The following is a 15,445-nucleotide window of genomic DNA, read 5'->3' as shown; positions in this document are numbered from 1 at the left end:
CGGTCGACCGCCGAACAACAACGGGCCTCCCGGCGGGAGGCCTCCTAGGGAGGTGACGATGGCTCGAGTGGCTCTGGTGACGGGCGGCACGCGCGGGATCGGGCGGGCCATTGTCGAGCGGCTGTGCGCCGACGGTTTCAAGGTGGCGGCGGGCTATTCCGGCAACGACGAGGCGGCTCGGGCCTGCGCCGACAAGCTGGGCGTGATGGTCGTGAAGGGCAACGTCGGCGTCTTCGAGGACTGCCGCCGGGCCGTCGCCGAGGTGGAGGCCGAACTGGGGCCCGTGGACGTGCTGGTGAACAACGCCGGCATCACCCGCGACGGCTTCTTCCACAAGATGACCCCCGACCAGTGGAGCGAGGTCATTCGCGTCAACATGGACTCGCTGTTCAACATGACCCGCCAGGTCATCGAGGGCATGCGGGAGCGCGAGTGGGGGCGGATCATCAACATCAGCTCCATCAACGGCCAGAAGGGCCAGCTCGGCCAGACCAACTACTCCGCCGCCAAGGCGGGCGTGATCGGCTTCACCAAGGCGCTGGCGCTCGAGAACGCCCGCAAGGGGGTGACGGTGAACTGCGTGGCCCCCGGCTACGTGGACACCGAGATGGTCCAGGCCGTGCCGCAGAAGGTGCTGGAAGGCATCATCGCCCAGATCCCGGCCGGACGGCTGGGCCGGGGCGAGGAGATCGCCGACGCCGTGTCGTTCCTGGCCGGCGAGCGGGCCGGCTACGTCAACGGATCGACGCTGTCCCTGAATGGCGGCCAGTACCTCGTCGGCTGACCGTCGCGGGGCGACGCGACGCCGCAGCGCCCGCGTCCGCCCCGGACCGGTCCAAAAAGCGCCCCGATCCGGGGTCATCTGCTGCTTGATATGACCGGCGAGCCATCGGCGTCTTTGAAAGCGATCGCCGCGGCGCTCCTGGGCGTCGTCGCCCTGGGATTCGCCCTATTGGGATTCGCTCAACCGGCCTCGGCCCAGACCGGCCTGCGCCAGGGGCTGTTCGGCAAGCCGGCCGGCGCCGGACGCCAGGTCCAGGCTCCGCCCGTCGCCCGCTACGTCTCCGAGGACGGCCAGATCTTCGTGCTGGACCGCACCCAGGGACGGCCCCTGCTGAAGTTCGAGGACAGCCCCGAGGTCTGGGCGCTGAAGGCCCAGCCCGCTCCGCGTGGCGACGTCATCTACAAGAACGACCTGGGCGAACCGATGCTGCGCGCCACGCGCCTGGGCGGCGTCACCGTCTTCACCGACGCCCGGCCGGACGGCGCGGCCGCGGCCCTGGCCGGCGACGGCCCCCCGCTCCGGCTGTCTCCCTTGAGTCCCCAGGCCCTGCTGGAGCGTCTGGCCCAGGCGAGCCTCAGGGCCAGCCGGGCGGCGCGGCGGACCATCCTCTTCGAGGCCGAGGCGACGCCGGCCTCCTCGGCCCTGATCGCCGACGCCGCCACCGTGACCAGCGTGGCGGTGGTGCGCATGTCGCGGCGCAAGGATGGCCGGACCCTGCTCGCGCAGTTCCGCAAGGTGCTGCTGATCGAGGGCCAGCGCGCCTCGGCCGACATCGAGGACCAGGTGCTGAAGATCACCGTGGCCCCGGCCCAGGGCCTGGCCGGCCGCCCGTCCTCCGAGCGCATCGTGATGGTGGCGGCGACCCAGTAGGCGCCGCGCGCCTCACCCCTTGAAGACGTCCTTGGCCTGGCGGACGGCGGCGAAGGCCTCGGCGTTCCCGGCCCGCAGGAAGGGGTTGGTGGCCTTTTCCAGGCCGATGGTGGTGGGCACGGTGGGCTCGCCGCGCTCGCGGGCGGCGAAGATGGCGTCCGCGCGGGCCTTGAGCGCCGGGTCGGCGTCCACGCTGAGCGCGAAGCGGGCGTTGGACGCCGTGTATTCGTGGGCGCAGTAGACGCGGGTGTCGTCGGGCAGGGCGGCCAGGCGCTGGAGGCTCGCCCACATCTGCTCGGCGGTGCCCTCGAAGAGACGGCCGCAACCCAGGGCGAACAGGGTGTCGCCGACGAAGGCCACGCCGTCGGCGGCGTCGTAATAGGCCACGTGGCCCAGGGTGTGGCCGCCGCTCTCCAGCACCTGGAAGCGCGTCGCCCCGAGGAGGACCTCGTCGCCGCCCTTCACCTCGCGGTCGATGGGGGAAATGCGCGTCACCTCGGCGGGGCCCACGACCTGCGCCCCCGTGGCGGCCTTGATCTCGGCGTTGCCCCCGGCGTGGTCGGGATGCCAGTGGGTGTTGAGGATGAGCGCCAGATTCCAGCCCAGCTTGTCCAGTTCGCGCAGGATGGCGCCCGCCTCAGGCGTGTCGATGCAGGCCGCCAGGCCGGTCTCGTCGTCGCGGACGAGGAAGCCGTAGTTGTCGGACAGGCAGGGGAACTGATGGACGGTGACCGGCATATGCAACTCCGTCGGCGGTTGATCGGCTGGCGCGCGAACCGGTTTAGGCTGGTGGAAACGCCGCGTCGAGAATAGCCATCGGACATGCGCAGGGACGTCCTCGAGCTTCGACGGTTCTACGCCTCGGACCTGGGCCGGGCGGCCCGGACCATGGTCGAGCGCAAGCTGGTCGAGGCCTGGGGCGACGGCCGTGGCCTGGACATGCTGGCCCTGGGCTACGGCACGCCGTTCGTCATGCCCTTCCAGACGGCCGCCCGCCGGATGGTCGCCGCCATGCCCGCGCAGCAGGGCGTTGAGGTCTGGCCCGTGGGCGGGCGCAACCTCGCCGCCCTCACGCCCGAGGATGCGCTTCCGTTCCGCAACGCCCTGTTCGACCGCATCCTGGTGGTCCACGCCATCGAGGAGAGCGCCGATCCGGTGGGCCTGCTGAAGGAGGTCTGGCGTGTGCTGGCCCCCTCGGGACGGGTGATCGTGACCGTGGCGGCGCGCAACGGCTTGTGGGCCAATGCCGAGAAGACCCCCTTCGGGCACGGCCGGCCCTATACCCGGGCCCAGCTCGCCGAGCTGCTGCGGGAGGCCGAGCTGGAGCCGTCCGGCTGGACGCGGGCGCTCTACGTGCCGCCGGTGGGCTGGATGGCCCGCTGGGCGGAGGGATTCGAGCAGGTGGGCTCCCGCCTGTGGCCGGGCTTCGCGGGCCTGCTGCTGATGGAGGCGGTCAAGCAGACCTACGCGGTGAAGCCCAAGGGCGCGCGGGTGCGGGCCGGCGTCGTCCGGCCGGCGCTCGTTCCCAGTCCGGCCGGGGCCGGCGCGACGGGGCGGACGCTTGGCGAACGCCCGGGGAAGGCCCTAGGGTCGGCCCGCAAGATCGGAGATTCCGGCGCATGAAGCTCATCATCGCGGTCATCAAGCCCAGCAAGCTCGACGCGGTCCTGGACGCCGTCACCGAGGCCGGCGCATCAGGGCTCACCGTCACGGAGGTGCGCGGCTACGGCCGCCAGCGCGGCAAGACCGAGGTCTACCGGGGCGCCGAGTACGAGGTGAAGCTGCTGCCCAAGGTGAAGCTGGAGATCGCCGTCCCCACCGACATCTGCGAGGGCGTCGTCGAGGCCATCAAGGCGGCCGCCAACTCGGGCAAGATCGGCGACGGCAAGGTGTTCGTCCTCGACCTTGAGAAGGCCGTCCGCATCCGCACCGGCGAGACCGACGAAGGCGCGATCACGGGGTAGGACGACATGGAAGACTTGGCCGCCGCGCGCATCCAGGTGGTGCGCGAGCACATGGCGCTGGAGGTCGTCCAAGACTGGGACGGCGTGATCGCCACCTTCGAGCGCCCCCGATACGAGATGTACGGCTCCGGCGTGGTGTTCGACGGCGAGGCGGCGGTGCGCGGCTACTTCGCCGCCTCGCGGACGCCCTTCCCGGACCAGGGGAACGAGATCATCGCCATCGCCCACGACGGCGACACCGTGCTGGTGGAGTTCTGGCTCACCGGCACCCACCTCGGCCCGCTGCGCCATGCCGGCCGCACCATCGAGCCCACCGGAAAGGCCTTCCGCGTGCGCATGGCCGCGAGCTTCGAGTTCGCCCCTGGCGCCGCCAAGATCGTCTGCGAACGGCCCTACTTCGATCAGGGCGCTGTCGTGCGGGCGCTCGGCCTGGCGTAGCGGGAAACGGCCCCACCGTCTCCCGCTTCGCCGGATCCACCCTCCCCACGAGGGGGAGGGACAACCCTTAGCTTTTCGCCTTCCGGCGCCTCGGCTTCGCAGGCCCTTCCGGCCTGGGAAGCTCGACCTCGCCGAACAGGTTCCGGGGCACGGCCCGCGGCTCCGCCTCGGCCTTGCGGCTCAGCAGGAAGAGGGTCGTCTCGGCGCGCCAGTTCTCGACCGGCTTCCTGGGGTCGATCTGGCGGGCGGGCCTGCCGCCGTCGAGGGCGGCGCAGGCGTCGATCCGCAGGCCCAGGTCGTCGCAGAGCGCGGTGAAGTCGCGCAGGGTGCAGAGATGGATGTTGGGCGTCGCCCACCAGGGGTCGGGAAGCGCCCCCGTCTCGGGCATCCGGCCGCGCGCGAGCAGGGCCCAGCGGACCTTCCAGTGTCCGAAGTTCGGCAGCGAGACGACCGCCTGGTCGGCGATGCGCAGCAGCTCGGAGAGCACGTGCCGGGGCTCGCGCATCTGCTGCAGCGTCTTGGACAGGATCGCGTAGTCGAAGGCCCGGGTGGGGAAGTGGTCGAGGTCGCGGTCGCCGTCGCCCTGGACGACGGCCAGGCCCCGGGCGAGGCAGGCGGAAACGCCTTCGGGGCTGATCTCCAGGCCCTGGCCGTCGACGCGCTTCTCGCGGGTCAGCATCTCGAGCAGCTCGCCCTCGCCGCAGCCCACGTCCAGCACCCGCGCGCCCGGGCGCACGAGGCGGAGGATCTCGCGGAAGTCCTCGCGAACGATGCTCAAGCGGGGCCCCCCTTCAGCCCGCCGTTAAGCCCTCTGGCCTGAGCCTGGGCCGCCAGGAAGCCGCGCAGGGTGGCGTCGAGCTGGGGCTCGTCGAGGAAGAAGGCGTCATGGCCCTTGTCGCTCTCGATCTCGACGAAGCTGGCCCGGCAGCCGGCGGCGTTCAGCGCGCGCACGATGTCGCGGCTCTCGGCCGTGGGATAGAGCCAGTCGGACGAGAAGGACAGCACGCAGAACTTCACGCCGCGGGCTTTGGCGAAGGCGTTGGCCAGCACCCCGCCGTGCTGTGCGGCGAGGTCGAAATAGTCCAGGGCGCGGGTGATGTAGAGGTAGGAGTTGGCGTCGAACCGGTCGACGAAGCTCGCCCCCTGGTGGCGCAGGTAGCTCTCCACCTGGAAGTCCGCGTCGAAGCCCCAAGAGAGCCCGTCGCGCTGCAACTCGCGGCCGAACTTCCGCTGCAGGGCCGCTTCGGACAGGTAGGTGATGTGCGCGGCCATTCGGGCCACGGCGAGGCCCTTCTCGGGGCGCACGCCGGCCTTCAGGTAATCGCCGCCCATCCAGTTCGGATCGGCCATGACCGCCTGGCGGCCGACCTCGTGGAAGGCGATGTTCTGGGCCGAGTGGCGCGGCGCGGCTGCGATGCACACCGCGCTGAACAGCTTCTCGGGATAGTCGGCCGCCCACTGCAGCACCTGCATCCCGCCCATCGAGCCGCCGACCACGGCGAACAGGGTCTCGATGCCCAGGGCCTCGACCAGCATGGCCTGGGCCCGCACCATGTCGGCGATGGTGATGACCGGGAACGACAGCGCGTAGGGCTCGCCGGTCTTGGGGTCGGGGCTGGCCGGACCGGTGGTGCCCATGCAGCCGCCCACCACGTTCGAGCAGATGATGAAGTAGCGCTCGGGATCCAGCGGCAGGCCGGGGCCCACGACGCGGCTCCACCAGCCGGGCTTGCCGGTGACCGGGTGGGTGGAGGCCAGGTGCTGGTCGCCGGTCAGCGCGTGGCAGACGAGGACCGCGTTGGACTTCGTCTCGTTGAGCTTGCCGTAGGTCTTGTAGGCGATCTCGAGCGGGGCCAGGCTCGCGCCCGAATCCAGGCGCAGCGGCTGGGTCGCCGGGAACCGCCAGGTCCCGCCGCCCGTCTCGATGGCCGTGGTGATCGGGGCCTGGGCCGTCATGGCCGCGTTGGACCGTCTCGCCCAACCGGTGTCAATGGCTTGCAGCGCGGCGCGCCTCGTCTATGAGGACCATCGGGTCAGGGAGCATCCATGCAGCGGCTTATCCTGCTCCGGCACGGCAAGGCCGAGCCGGACTCCGCAAGCGGCGAAGATTTCGACCGGCGGCTCGCGCCGCGCGGGGTGCTGGAATCGGCCGCTGTGGGCGCGAGCCTCGCCGACATGGGCTTTCGGCCCGACGTGGCGCTCGTCTCGTCGGCGGCCCGCACCCAGGAGACCTGGGCCCAGGCCGCCGCCGCCTTTCCGAACGCCGAGACGCGGGTGGTGGGCGAACTCTACCACGCCGACGCGGGCCAGGTGCGCCAGGCCGCCGAGGAGGCCGGCCGCGACGCCGGCACGGTGATCGTGGTGGGCCACAATCCGGGACTCCAGGAACTGGCCGTCCAGCTGCTGATCGAGGGCTCGGCGCCGCGCGAACTGATCCATCAGGCGCAGCGGAAGTTCCCCCCCGGGGCGGCGGCCGTCTTCCTGATCGACGCCAACGGCCGGCCCAGCTTCGACGGCCTGTTCTATCCGGACCGCCCCTGAGAATGGGCCGCATCTACAAGATCCTGCCCAGGCCCGAATGGGCGGCGGCGCAGGCGGCCGGCCGGTTCGAGGGCTCGGCCGTGGACCGGGCCGACGGCTTCATCCACTTCTCCACGGCGGCCCAGGCGCAGGAGACGGCGCGGCGGCATTTCGCGGGCCAGGCGGATCTCGTGGTGCTGGAGGTGGAGGCCGACGACCTGGGCGCCGCCCTGAAGTTCGAGCCCTCGCGCGGCGGGGACCTCTTCCCGCACCTGTACGGGACCCTGGACGTGTCGAAGGTGCGGAGCGTGACCGAGGCGCCGCTAGACGCCGCCGGCGCGCCGCAGATCGGGATCTCGGCATGAGCGCGCTGCACGGCCTCGTCACCCGGGCCATGCGGGGGCTGGACCCGGAGGACGCCCACACCCTGGCCATCCGGGCGCTGGAGGCGGGGCTGGGGCCGCGCGGGGCGGCGGACGATCCGATCCTGACGACCGAGGTGGCGGGTCTTTCCCTGCCAAACCCCGTGGGCCTCGCCCCGGGCTTCGACAAGAACGCCCAGGTGTTCGGCCCGATGCTGAACGCCGGCTTCGGCTTCGTGGAGTGCGGCACGGTCACGCCGAAGCCCCAGGCCGGCAACCCGCGTCCGCGCCTCTTCCGACTGACCGAGGACCGGGCGGTGATCAACCGCATGGGCTTCAACAACGAGGGCCTGGAGGCCTTCGCCGGCCGCCTCGCGCGACGCCGGTCGGGCGTGGTGGGCGCCAACGTCGGGGCCAACAAGGACTCCGAGGACCGGATCGGCGACTACGTGACCTGCCTTCGCCGGCTCTGGGGCATGGCCAGCTACTTCACCCTCAACATCTCCTCGCCCAACACGCCGGGGCTGCGCGCGCTGCAGACCAGGGCCGCGCTGGAGGAACTGCTGGGCCGGGTGGCCGAGGCGCGCGATTCGCTGCCGCGCGAGGGCCTGGCGCCGATGTTCCTCAAGGTCGCGCCCGACCTGGAGGACGGCGAGGTCGAGACCATCGTCGAGACGGTGGCGGCGCACGACCTTGCCGGGATCATCGTGTCCAACACCACGGTCAGCCGCCCGCCGCTGAAGTCGCGCTTCCGCGAGGAGGCGGGCGGGCTCTCAGGCGCGCCGCTGATGAGCCTGTCCACCCAGATGCTGGGCCGGTTCGCCGAGGCCGCCCAGGGTCGTCTCGTGCTGATCGGGGCTGGCGGGATCGCCTCCGGCGCCGACGCCTACGCCAAGATCCGGGCCGGGGCCTGCGCGGTTCAGCTCTACTCGGCCCTGGTCTTCGAGGGACCTGGGCTGATCACCCGCATCAAGCGCGAGCTGGCCGCCCGTCTGAAGGCGGACGGTTTCGCTTCCGTCCGGGACGCCGTCGGGGCGAAATAGCGGGCGCCCGCGGACGGTTTCCACCTAAGCGCGCGGCTTCGCGTTGCCCTGGCGGGCGCGAGCGATTAACTCGAAAGGATCATGGCGGACGCCTCAGCGCCCAAGGAGCACCCCGAGCGGGACAGGCGCCGCATCTTCTGGCCCGGCGGCCTTTCGGCGCGCCTGCTGGTCCTCACCGTCCTCTTCGCCGCCCTGGGCGGCATGATCGCCATTCCGCCGGCCATGGCGGCCTATGAGCGACAGTGGCTGCTGGACCGGGTCCGCGCCGCCGAACTGGCTTCGCTGGCGCCCGAGGTGGCCCCCGACCGGGTGGTGAGCGAGCAGCTCAAGACCGAGCTCCTGCGTGGCGCGGGGGTCGAGATCGTGGCCATTTCGGTGGATGGGGTGCGCTCGCTGGTGTTCGCCGGCGCACGGCCTGCCGAGGCGCCCTACGTGGTGGACCTGAGGCCCCGGGCGGCGGGGCTGTCGCTGGTGGCGCCCTTCCGCACGATCTTCGGCCCCGAGGGCCGGCGGGTGCGGGTGGTGGCCGAGCCGCGCTTCCGCAGGGCCGAGTTTATCGAATTCGTGGCCGTCGACACCGAGCTGAAGCGGGCGCTGGCCAGCTACCTTTGGCGGCTCCTGGGCATCGTGGTGCTGGTCTCGACGATCGCCGGCGTGCTGGTCTTCGTGGCGCTGAACCTCTTCCTGGTGCGGCCCATGCAGCGGATCACCCACGCCATGGAGCGCTTCCGGGCCGATCCGGACGACCCCGACGCGCGGGTCGAGCTGTCGGGCCGCCGTGACGAGATCGGCCGCGCCGAGGCCGAGCTGGACCGGATGCAGACCGACCTGCGCGCGGCGCTGAACTCCCGGGCCCGGCTCGCGGCCCTGGGCGAGGCCGTGGCCAAGATCAACCACGACCTGAAGAACATGCTGACCTCGGCCCAGATCGCCTCGGAACGGCTGGCGGCGCTGAAGGACCCCAAGGTCACCCAGGCCCTGCCGCGCCTGGAGCGGGCCCTGGACCGGGCGGTCAAGCTGGCCTCCGACGTGCTGGCCTACGGCAAGACCCAGGAGGCGGCCCCGGAGCTTCGGCAGGTCGTGCTGGCCGTCGCCGTCGACGAGGCCGCGCTGGAGGCGCGGCTGGCCGACAAGGGCGTGCGGCTGGTTTCGAAGGTGGAGCGCGGCGCGCGGGTCGCCGCCGACCCCGACCAGCTCCACCGGATCCTCGCCAACCTTTTCCGCAACGCCCGCCAGGCCATCGAGCACCAGGAGGGGCGGGCCGCCCCCGGCCGGGTGGAGGTGACCCTGGAAGCCCAGGGCGCGACCTCGGTGATCCGGGTGGCCGACAACGGGCCGGGCATCCCCGAGCGGGTGCGCGAGCGGCTGTTCCAGCCGTTCGCCGGGTCGGGACGGCCCGACGGGGCCGGCCTGGGGCTGGCCATCGCCCGCGAACTGGCCCTTGGCCATGGGGGCGACCTGACCCTGGCCGATACGGGACCGGAGGGCTCGGTGTTCGAACTGCGCCTGCCCGGCGCGCCCACCAAGGCGGGCGCCCGGCGGGCGAAGGCGGGCGCCTAGGACGTCGCGTCAGGGGGCCAGCGCCACGCCCTCGCGGCGGGGATCGGCGCCGCCGCGCAGGCCCTGGGGCGTCACCTCGACACCGTGCAGGCCCGAACCCTCGGCGCCGGGGCCCGACTGGAGGTTCACGCCCTTGGCCGCGAGGCCGGCGACGACCTCGGGGGCGAACTTGTCCACCTCGGCGGCGTAGAACGGTCCCGGCGCGATGAGGTTCGGCAGGGCGATGGCGTCCTGCATCGGCAGCCTCCAGTCCAGCACGCCCACCAGGGCCTTGAGGTTGTAGGCGAGTATCGCCGGACCGCCGGGCGAGCCCACGGCGGCCACGAAGTTGCGGTCGCGGTCCAGGACGATGGACGGGGCCATGGACGAGCGGGGCCGCTTGCCGGGACCGACGGCGTTGGCGACCGGCAGGCCGTCCTTGTCGGTGGGCGAGAAGGAGAAGTCGGTGAGCTGGTTGTTCAGGAAGAAGCCCGCGACCATACGGCCCGAGCCGAAGATGCTCTCCACGGTGGTGGTCATGGAGACCACGTTCCCGGCGCCGTCGACGACCACGAAGTGGGTGGTGCCGCCGGGCTCGCGGGTGTTGTCGGGCGCGCGGGGCTTGGCGCCGGGGGGCAGGCCCGGTTGCGGGGGCGGGCCGGCGGTCGGGCCGATCAGCTTGGCGCGCTCATCGAGGTAGGTCGGATCGAGCAGGCCGTTGACGGGTACGTCCACGAAGGCCGGGTCGCCGATATAGCGGTCGCGGTCGGCGTACATCAGGCGGCTCGCCTGGCTGAACAGGTACCAGCCCTCGGCGTCGTTCGGATGGGCGGCGATGTCGGTGCGTTCCAGCAGGCCCAGGCCCTGCAGCACGGCGGGACCGCCGGACGGCGCGCCGGGCGTGCAGACGATGTAGACGCGATAGGGCCGGCAGAGCGCCTCGGACTTCTTGGGCCGGTAGCGCTTCATGTCCTCGAGGCTCAGGGCGCCCGGGATCGGGTCCTGATGGACGCGGGCCACGATGGCCTCGGCGATGGTCCCTTCCAGCAGGGCCTTGGGACCCTCGGCGGCGATTCGGCGAACCGTCTCGGCGTACGCCGCGTTGCGGACGATATCCCCCTGCTGGATCTTCGTGCCGTCGGGCTTGGTGAAATAGGCGACGGCGTCGGGAGCCGAGGCCTGGGGCGCGCGGCTGGCGGCCGACATGGCCATGCGGCCGGGCGCCGGGAAGCCTTGGTCGGCCAGGCGCTCGGCGTCGGCGAAGAGGCGGTTCCAGGGCAGCTTGCCGTGGTCGGCCTGGGCCATGGCCAGCATGGCGACCGCGCCGGGAACGCCGGTGGAGCGCCCCGACAGGATCGCCGTCGCCCGGTCCAGCGGCTTGCCGTCGGCGCCCAGGAACATGTCGGGCGTGGCGCCCATCGGCGCGGTCTCGCGTCCATCGTAGGCGGTCACCGAGCGGGTCTTCGCGTCGTAGTAGGTCATGAACGCGCCGCCGCCGAGGCCCGAGCTCTGCGGCTCCACCAGGCCCAGCACGGCCTGGACGGCGACGGCGGCGTCCACCGCCGAGCCGCCCTCGCGCAGCACCCGAAGCCCCGCCTCCACCGCCATCGGATTGGCGGCGGCGACCATGCCGGAAGACTTCGCGGGCCTCGCCGCGAGGGGCGCGGCGGGCGGCTCGACCCTGGCGGGGGCGGCGCAGGCGGCCAGCAAGGCGGCGATGGCGAGGGGCAGGAAACGCGTCTGGACAGTCACGGACGGTAGCACTCCGGAACGATGGAAGCGCGACCATAGCCGCGCGGACGCGTGGACAACAAACGCCGCCTCGTGCGAGGTCCCCCACATGCAGGACATGCGCCCTGGGGTCGGCCCCCGCAACCTCCTCACCGACGTTCCTGGCCTGAAAATCGGGCAGGCCGAGGATGCCGACGCACGAACGGGCGTGACCGTGATCCTTCCCGACAACCGCGCGGTCTGCGCCGTGGACGTGCGCGGCGGGGCGCCGGGCACGCGGGAGACCGACGCGCTGGCGCCCGAGAACCTCGTGGACGCCGTGGACGCGGTCGTGCTGTCGGGCGGTTCGGTCTATGGCCTGGCCGCGGCCGACGGCGTGGTGGGCTGGCTGGGCGCGCAAGGGCGCGGCTATGGGCTTATCCCCGGCGTGCCGCCCTCTCCCGTGGTTCCGGCGGCGATCCTGTTCGACATGGCCAACGGCGGCGACAAGGCCTGGGGCGAGGCGCCGCCGTACCGCGACCTGGGCCGCAGGGCCGTCGCCGCGGCGGATCTGGAGTTCGCGCTCGGGACGGCGGGTGCGGGCTACGGCGCCATGGCCGGAAGCTTGAAGGGTGGCGTCGGCTCGGCTTCGGCCGTGACGGCGGACGGCTACACCGTGGGCGCGCTCGTGGCGGTGAACTGCTGGGGTTCGGTGACGGCCCCGGGCGGGCGGACGTTCTGGGCCGCCCCCTACGAGATCGGCGGCGAGTTCGGGGGGCTGGGCGCAGAGGGCCTTCGCGCCGGTCCCGAGGAGTGGGGCCTCGCCAAGCGCCCGGCCGAGGCGCGCAACACCACCATCGCCTGCGTGGCCACGGACGCCATCCTGACGCCGGCCCAGGCGAAGCGGTTCGCGGTCATGGCCCAGGACGGGCTGGCCCGCGCCATCCGCCCGGTGCACGCGCCGTTCGACGGCGACGTGGTCTTCGCGCTGTCCACGGGACGGCGGCCCCTGGAGGCCCCCGCGGACTACACGGTCGCACGGCTGGGAGCCCTGGTCGCGGACACGCTTGCACGGGCCGTGGCCCGGGGCGTGTACGAGGCGGCCGCCTGGCCGGGGTCGGATGTCGCCTGCTGGCGGGACCTTCCGGCGCAGACTCCCGGCTGGTAGCTTCGCCTTACGCTGTTCAGGAGTTCACGTGATGTCTTTCGGACGCAGGCTCGTCCTCGTCGCGGGCGCGGCCGCCCTGGCGAACGCCGCCGCCGCCCAGCCCGCCGGCCAGAAGGTCCAGCAGAAGGTGACGGGCCCCGTCGCGACCTACTGGATGAGCGCCCAGACCCAGACCGGCTTCGGCGCCGGCATGATGGGCGGGCGCCCCTCGATGGGCGCCATGATGGGGGCGATGATGGGCGGCGGCGGGCCGCAGAAGTCGCTGATCCTCCAGCTCGGTTCGTCGCGCCAGGCGCCGACGCCGGCCGCCGAGCACGTGCCGCCCGAGGCGCTGCGCGCGGGCAAGAGTCTGCCGCTGGTCACCCCCAAGGCCCAGCCGGTCCAGAAGTCCGACGAGACGCCCGAGATGCCCCGCGAGTACGAGAAGCCGCGCGGCAGGATGCTGATCTTCTGGGGCTGCGGCGAGCGCGCCCGGCCGGGCCAGCCGGTGGTGATCGACATGGCCCAGATGGCGGCGGGCAAGGTCCCGGCCGGCATGGCGGCCCTGAGCAAGGGGCTCGACATCCGCCCGATGCAGCCGCCGTCGCCCGCCCGCAACAAGACCTACGGCGAATGGCCGAACGAGCGCGCCCGCACCCAGGTGCAGGGGGCGAGCTCGCTGGCCGGCGAGCATGTGGTGCGGGGCAACTACAGCCCCGAGATCCGCTTCAGCCTGACGCCGGACCAGGATTTCCTGGGGCCGCTGAATCTCACGACCAACGACAAGGCCCCGGCGGGCTTCGGCCGGCTGGGCTGGAACGCCGTCCCCCATGCCCGCGCCTACCTCGCCACCGCCATCGGCGGCCAGGAGGAGACGATGGTGCTGTGGACCTCGTCCGAGGTGCAGGCCTCGGCCTTCTCCATGCCCGACTACATCTCGGACCGCGACGTCGCCCGCCTCGTGGCCTCGCGCGCCCTGATGGGGCCGCAAACCACCACCTGCTCGGTGCCCAAGGAGGTGCTGGACGCCGCGCCGCAGGCGATGGTGCAACTCGTGGCCTATGGCGACGAGGCGAACTTCGTCTATCCGCCCAGGCCCCAGGACCCGAAGGTCGACTGGAACCAGGAATGGCAGGTCAAGGTCCGCTACCGGTCGGCCACGGGCGGCATGCTGGGCATGGCCATGCCGGGCATGGACGACCCGGGCGACGAAGACGACGGCCCGCGCGCCCAGCGTCCGGCCCAGGACCCCAGGGCCCAGGACCCCAGGGCCCAGGACCCCAAGGCCAAGCGCCGCAACCAGATGCTGAAGGGCCTGGGCGGCGCGCTGGGGGTGCCGATCCCCTGAAGCCGGGTCAGTCCGCCCGCACGTACCAGTCGTCGACGTTCGAGAGCATCTCGAACTTCCGCCGGAAGCCCTTGGACGTGAGGAACTCGCGCAGTGGCTCGCACTGGGGGGAGTGGTTGTGCTCCACGGTGATCAGCCGCACGTCCCAGGCCTCGAAGTCGAAGGCCTTGAGGATGTCGAGCTCCGAGCCCTCGGTGTCGACGGACAGGTAGTCGATCCGGCGCGGCGCGTTCCAGTGGGCCAGGAGGTCGTCGAGCGAGACCGTCTCCACCTCGTAGCGCTGCCCTTCCTTGCGGGTGTGGGCCAGGCGGTCGCGGTCGGAATAGGCGTCTATGGTGGCGTGGGCCGCGATCGCCGGCTCGTTGAACACCAGCCGCTCGCCCGTCCGGGTCCAGACGCAGCGGCCGTCCACGAAGCAGGCGCGGTTTTCGCGGACGGCCGGATGCCAGACGCGGGCCGGCTCGGCCACGATGCCGCGCCAGCCGAGCTCGGTCTCCAGATAATAGGTGTTGGAGAACCTCACCCCGTCGGCGCCGCCGAACTCGACGAAGAAGCCGTCGCGTCGGCCCTTCAGCTCGTAGTCCACCCACAGGTCCTGCAGGAACTGGGCCTTCGATCGGTTGAGCCGGTCCAGGCAGTAGCCCAGAAAGCCGATCTGCTCGGTGGCCGGCCGGACGGCGGCGTCGCGCACGGCCACAAGCATCTCCACCACCTGTTCCAGGGACAGTGCGACCATCCGGCGTCTCCTCTACCGGGCCTCCCCGACCGGCGCACCCTCGCTTTCTTGCCTCCTTCTTCCCGGATTTCCAGCCCCCCGCCATGAAATGCCGACAGGGGGCTTGCGCTTTGCCCGGCCCCTGACTAGGTTCCGCGCCCTCGCCGTAAGGCGTGTGCGCGCCCGTAGCTCAGCTGGATAGAGCATCAGACTACGAATCTGAGGGTCGGACGTTCGAATCGTTCCGGGCGCGCCAATTTTTTCAAGCACTTAGTGCATCGCTGGCCTGGGTGAATTCCCGCTGGGGTCACACTGGGGTCACAAGGCCCACTCGATGTTCAGCCGTGTTCACGTGCAGTCGGCCGTCCCGCCCGCCTCTGATCAGGCGATGTGGTCGCCGATACAACCTGTAACGCCCTGCAACGCGTCGGTGGGTGGCGAGATTTCAGGGATGCGCCGCTCGGAGCTGGATCTGGAGCGAAAAGACATGGATCATCCCCGAGGACCGCACCAAAGGGCGGGCAGAGCACCTCGTGCTCCTTTCGGATCCGCCCGTGGCGCTGAGCAAAGACGCGCTTGAGCTCCACGAAATCCGGCGAAAGGGCGCGGGCGAGTATGTCTTCCCCTTCCTCGCTCCAACGATCTGCCGATCGCGCCTGGCACGTTGAGGCACGCGATGGCGGATAGCAAACTGGGGGAGCGGCTATCTCCACTTCAGTGTGTCGGCCCGACAGGCTGGCCCGCAAGGAGCTCGCTTTCCTCCTCATCCATGCCTTCGTAGATTGCCTGTATGAGGCGGGGGCGAACCGCTGACTGGCTTCTCAATGTCCGACGCGTCTTCGGGTCAGCGGAATCCCTCGGCCACCAGCCGTGAGGCGCTGACGGAGGTCGTGTCCCGGGACGTGGTGTAGCTGGGCGGTAGCGGAGCCGCTCGCGAAGCGCGCCTCCACAAGGCGCCGTAGCGAGTGAGCGGCGTAGCGGGGTGGTCATCCGCGATCTTCGGCT

General features: G+C 71.7%; 16 protein-coding genes and 1 tRNA gene. 12 read left to right on the top strand and 5 right to left on the bottom strand.

Going from position 1 to position 15,445, the window contains the following annotated elements; genetic code table 11:
- Positions 1–58 precede the first annotated feature (58 nt).
- Both ACK4TT_RS06690 and ACK4TT_RS06685 read left to right on the top strand, forming a co-directional pair.
- Complete coding sequence (locus tag ACK4TT_RS06690; RefSeq protein WP_409637602.1) at positions 59–784, top strand: beta-ketoacyl-ACP reductase; 726 nt, start codon at positions 59–61, stop codon at positions 782–784.
- 168 nt (positions 785–952) lie between these two features.
- A complete protein-coding gene (locus tag ACK4TT_RS06685) occupies positions 953–1,654 on the top strand; it encodes a DUF4908 domain-containing protein (protein ID WP_410212673.1) in 702 nt (233 codons plus the stop codon).
- A 12-nt stretch (positions 1,655–1,666) separates the two neighbouring features.
- On the opposite strand, the gene gloB is transcribed toward ACK4TT_RS06685, so the two are convergent.
- Complete coding sequence (gene gloB, locus ACK4TT_RS06680) at positions 1,667–2,392, bottom strand: hydroxyacylglutathione hydrolase (RefSeq protein WP_409637608.1); 726 nt, start codon at positions 2,390–2,392, stop codon at positions 1,667–1,669.
- Between the two features lie 84 nt (positions 2,393–2,476).
- Between gloB and ACK4TT_RS06675 the strand changes: the two genes are divergently transcribed.
- From ACK4TT_RS06675 to ACK4TT_RS06665, 3 genes are read left to right on the top strand one after another with little or no spacing between them, the layout of a single operon-like run.
- Complete coding sequence (locus tag ACK4TT_RS06675) at positions 2,477–3,277, top strand: class I SAM-dependent methyltransferase (RefSeq protein ID WP_409637611.1); 801 nt, start codon at positions 2,477–2,479, stop codon at positions 3,275–3,277.
- Entirely contained in the window at positions 3,274–3,618 is a 345-nt protein-coding gene (locus ACK4TT_RS06670; RefSeq protein WP_409637614.1) for a P-II family nitrogen regulator, read from the top strand. The genes ACK4TT_RS06675 and ACK4TT_RS06670 overlap by 4 nt, the downstream gene beginning before the upstream one ends.
- 6 nt (positions 3,619–3,624) lie before the next feature.
- The gene (locus tag ACK4TT_RS06665; protein ID WP_409637617.1) at positions 3,625–4,056 is read left to right on the top strand and encodes an ester cyclase; all 432 of its coding nucleotides are present in this window, start codon (positions 3,625–3,627) and stop codon (positions 4,054–4,056) included.
- A gap of 67 nt (positions 4,057–4,123) precedes the next feature.
- Here the strand turns inward: ACK4TT_RS06665 and metW are convergent, their stop codons facing one another.
- Positions 4,124–4,834, bottom strand: coding sequence for a methionine biosynthesis protein MetW (metW, locus tag ACK4TT_RS06660; protein WP_410212672.1), 711 nt, complete (start codon positions 4,832–4,834; stop codon positions 4,124–4,126).
- Positions 4,831–6,012, bottom strand: coding sequence for a homoserine O-acetyltransferase (locus ACK4TT_RS06655; protein WP_409637623.1), 1,182 nt, complete (start codon positions 6,010–6,012; stop codon positions 4,831–4,833). The genes metW and ACK4TT_RS06655 overlap by 4 nt, the downstream gene beginning before the upstream one ends.
- A gap of 90 nt (positions 6,013–6,102) precedes the next feature.
- Here ACK4TT_RS06655 and ACK4TT_RS06650 point away from each other — a divergent pair, with 90 nt between their 5' ends.
- The 4 genes from ACK4TT_RS06650 to ACK4TT_RS06635 all read left to right on the top strand — a co-directional run bounded on the left by ACK4TT_RS06650 (position 6,103) and on the right by ACK4TT_RS06635 (position 9,541).
- Complete coding sequence (locus ACK4TT_RS06650) at positions 6,103–6,597, top strand: SixA phosphatase family protein (RefSeq protein ID WP_410212671.1); 495 nt, start codon at positions 6,103–6,105, stop codon at positions 6,595–6,597.
- Between the two features lie 2 nt (positions 6,598–6,599).
- Entirely contained in the window at positions 6,600–6,941 is a 342-nt protein-coding gene (locus ACK4TT_RS06645; protein ID WP_410212670.1) for a DUF952 domain-containing protein, read from the top strand.
- Positions 6,938–7,981: a quinone-dependent dihydroorotate dehydrogenase gene (locus tag ACK4TT_RS06640; RefSeq protein ID WP_409637632.1), complete on the top strand. Its 1,044-nt coding sequence runs from the start codon at positions 6,938–6,940 to the stop codon at positions 7,979–7,981. Before ACK4TT_RS06645 ends, ACK4TT_RS06640 begins: the two co-directional genes overlap by 4 nt.
- A gap of 81 nt (positions 7,982–8,062) precedes the next feature.
- Positions 8,063–9,541 (top strand): sensor histidine kinase, encoded by a 1,479-nt coding sequence (locus tag ACK4TT_RS06635; RefSeq protein WP_410212669.1) that lies wholly within the window; start codon positions 8,063–8,065, stop codon positions 9,539–9,541.
- 9 nt (positions 9,542–9,550) lie between these two features.
- Here ACK4TT_RS06635 and ACK4TT_RS06630 read toward each other — a convergent pair whose 3' ends face one another.
- The gene (locus ACK4TT_RS06630; RefSeq protein ID WP_410212668.1) at positions 9,551–11,272 is read right to left on the bottom strand and encodes a gamma-glutamyltransferase family protein; all 1,722 of its coding nucleotides are present in this window, start codon (positions 11,270–11,272) and stop codon (positions 9,551–9,553) included.
- An 88-nt stretch (positions 11,273–11,360) separates the two neighbouring features.
- Between ACK4TT_RS06630 and ACK4TT_RS06625 the strand changes: the two genes are divergently transcribed.
- Together ACK4TT_RS06625 and ACK4TT_RS06620 are read left to right on the top strand one after the other, a co-directional pair.
- A complete protein-coding gene (locus tag ACK4TT_RS06625) occupies positions 11,361–12,398 on the top strand; it encodes a P1 family peptidase (RefSeq protein WP_409637640.1) in 1,038 nt (345 codons plus the stop codon).
- A gap of 31 nt (positions 12,399–12,429) precedes the next feature.
- A complete protein-coding gene (locus ACK4TT_RS06620; RefSeq protein WP_410212667.1) occupies positions 12,430–13,725 on the top strand; it encodes a hypothetical protein in 1,296 nt (431 codons plus the stop codon).
- Positions 13,726–13,732: 7 nt separating this feature from the next.
- Here the strand turns inward: ACK4TT_RS06620 and ACK4TT_RS06615 are convergent, their stop codons facing one another.
- Positions 13,733–14,461 carry an FkbM family methyltransferase gene (locus ACK4TT_RS06615; RefSeq protein ID WP_409637646.1) on the bottom strand — a complete coding sequence of 243 codons (729 nt, stop codon included), beginning with the start codon at positions 14,459–14,461 and terminating at the stop codon, positions 13,733–13,735.
- Positions 14,462–14,619: 158 nt separating this feature from the next.
- On the opposite strand from ACK4TT_RS06615, the gene ACK4TT_RS06610 reads away from it, so the two are divergent.
- A tRNA-Arg gene (locus ACK4TT_RS06610) sits at positions 14,620–14,696 on the top strand.
- Positions 14,697–15,445: the final 749 nt, after the last annotated feature.

This window comes from Phenylobacterium sp., from assembly GCF_046463815.1.
GTDB lineage: Bacteria > Pseudomonadota > Alphaproteobacteria > Caulobacterales > Caulobacteraceae > Phenylobacterium.
The sequence above is the reverse complement of the archived record's forward strand: the minus strand, read 5'-3'. Positions and strand labels throughout refer to the sequence as shown.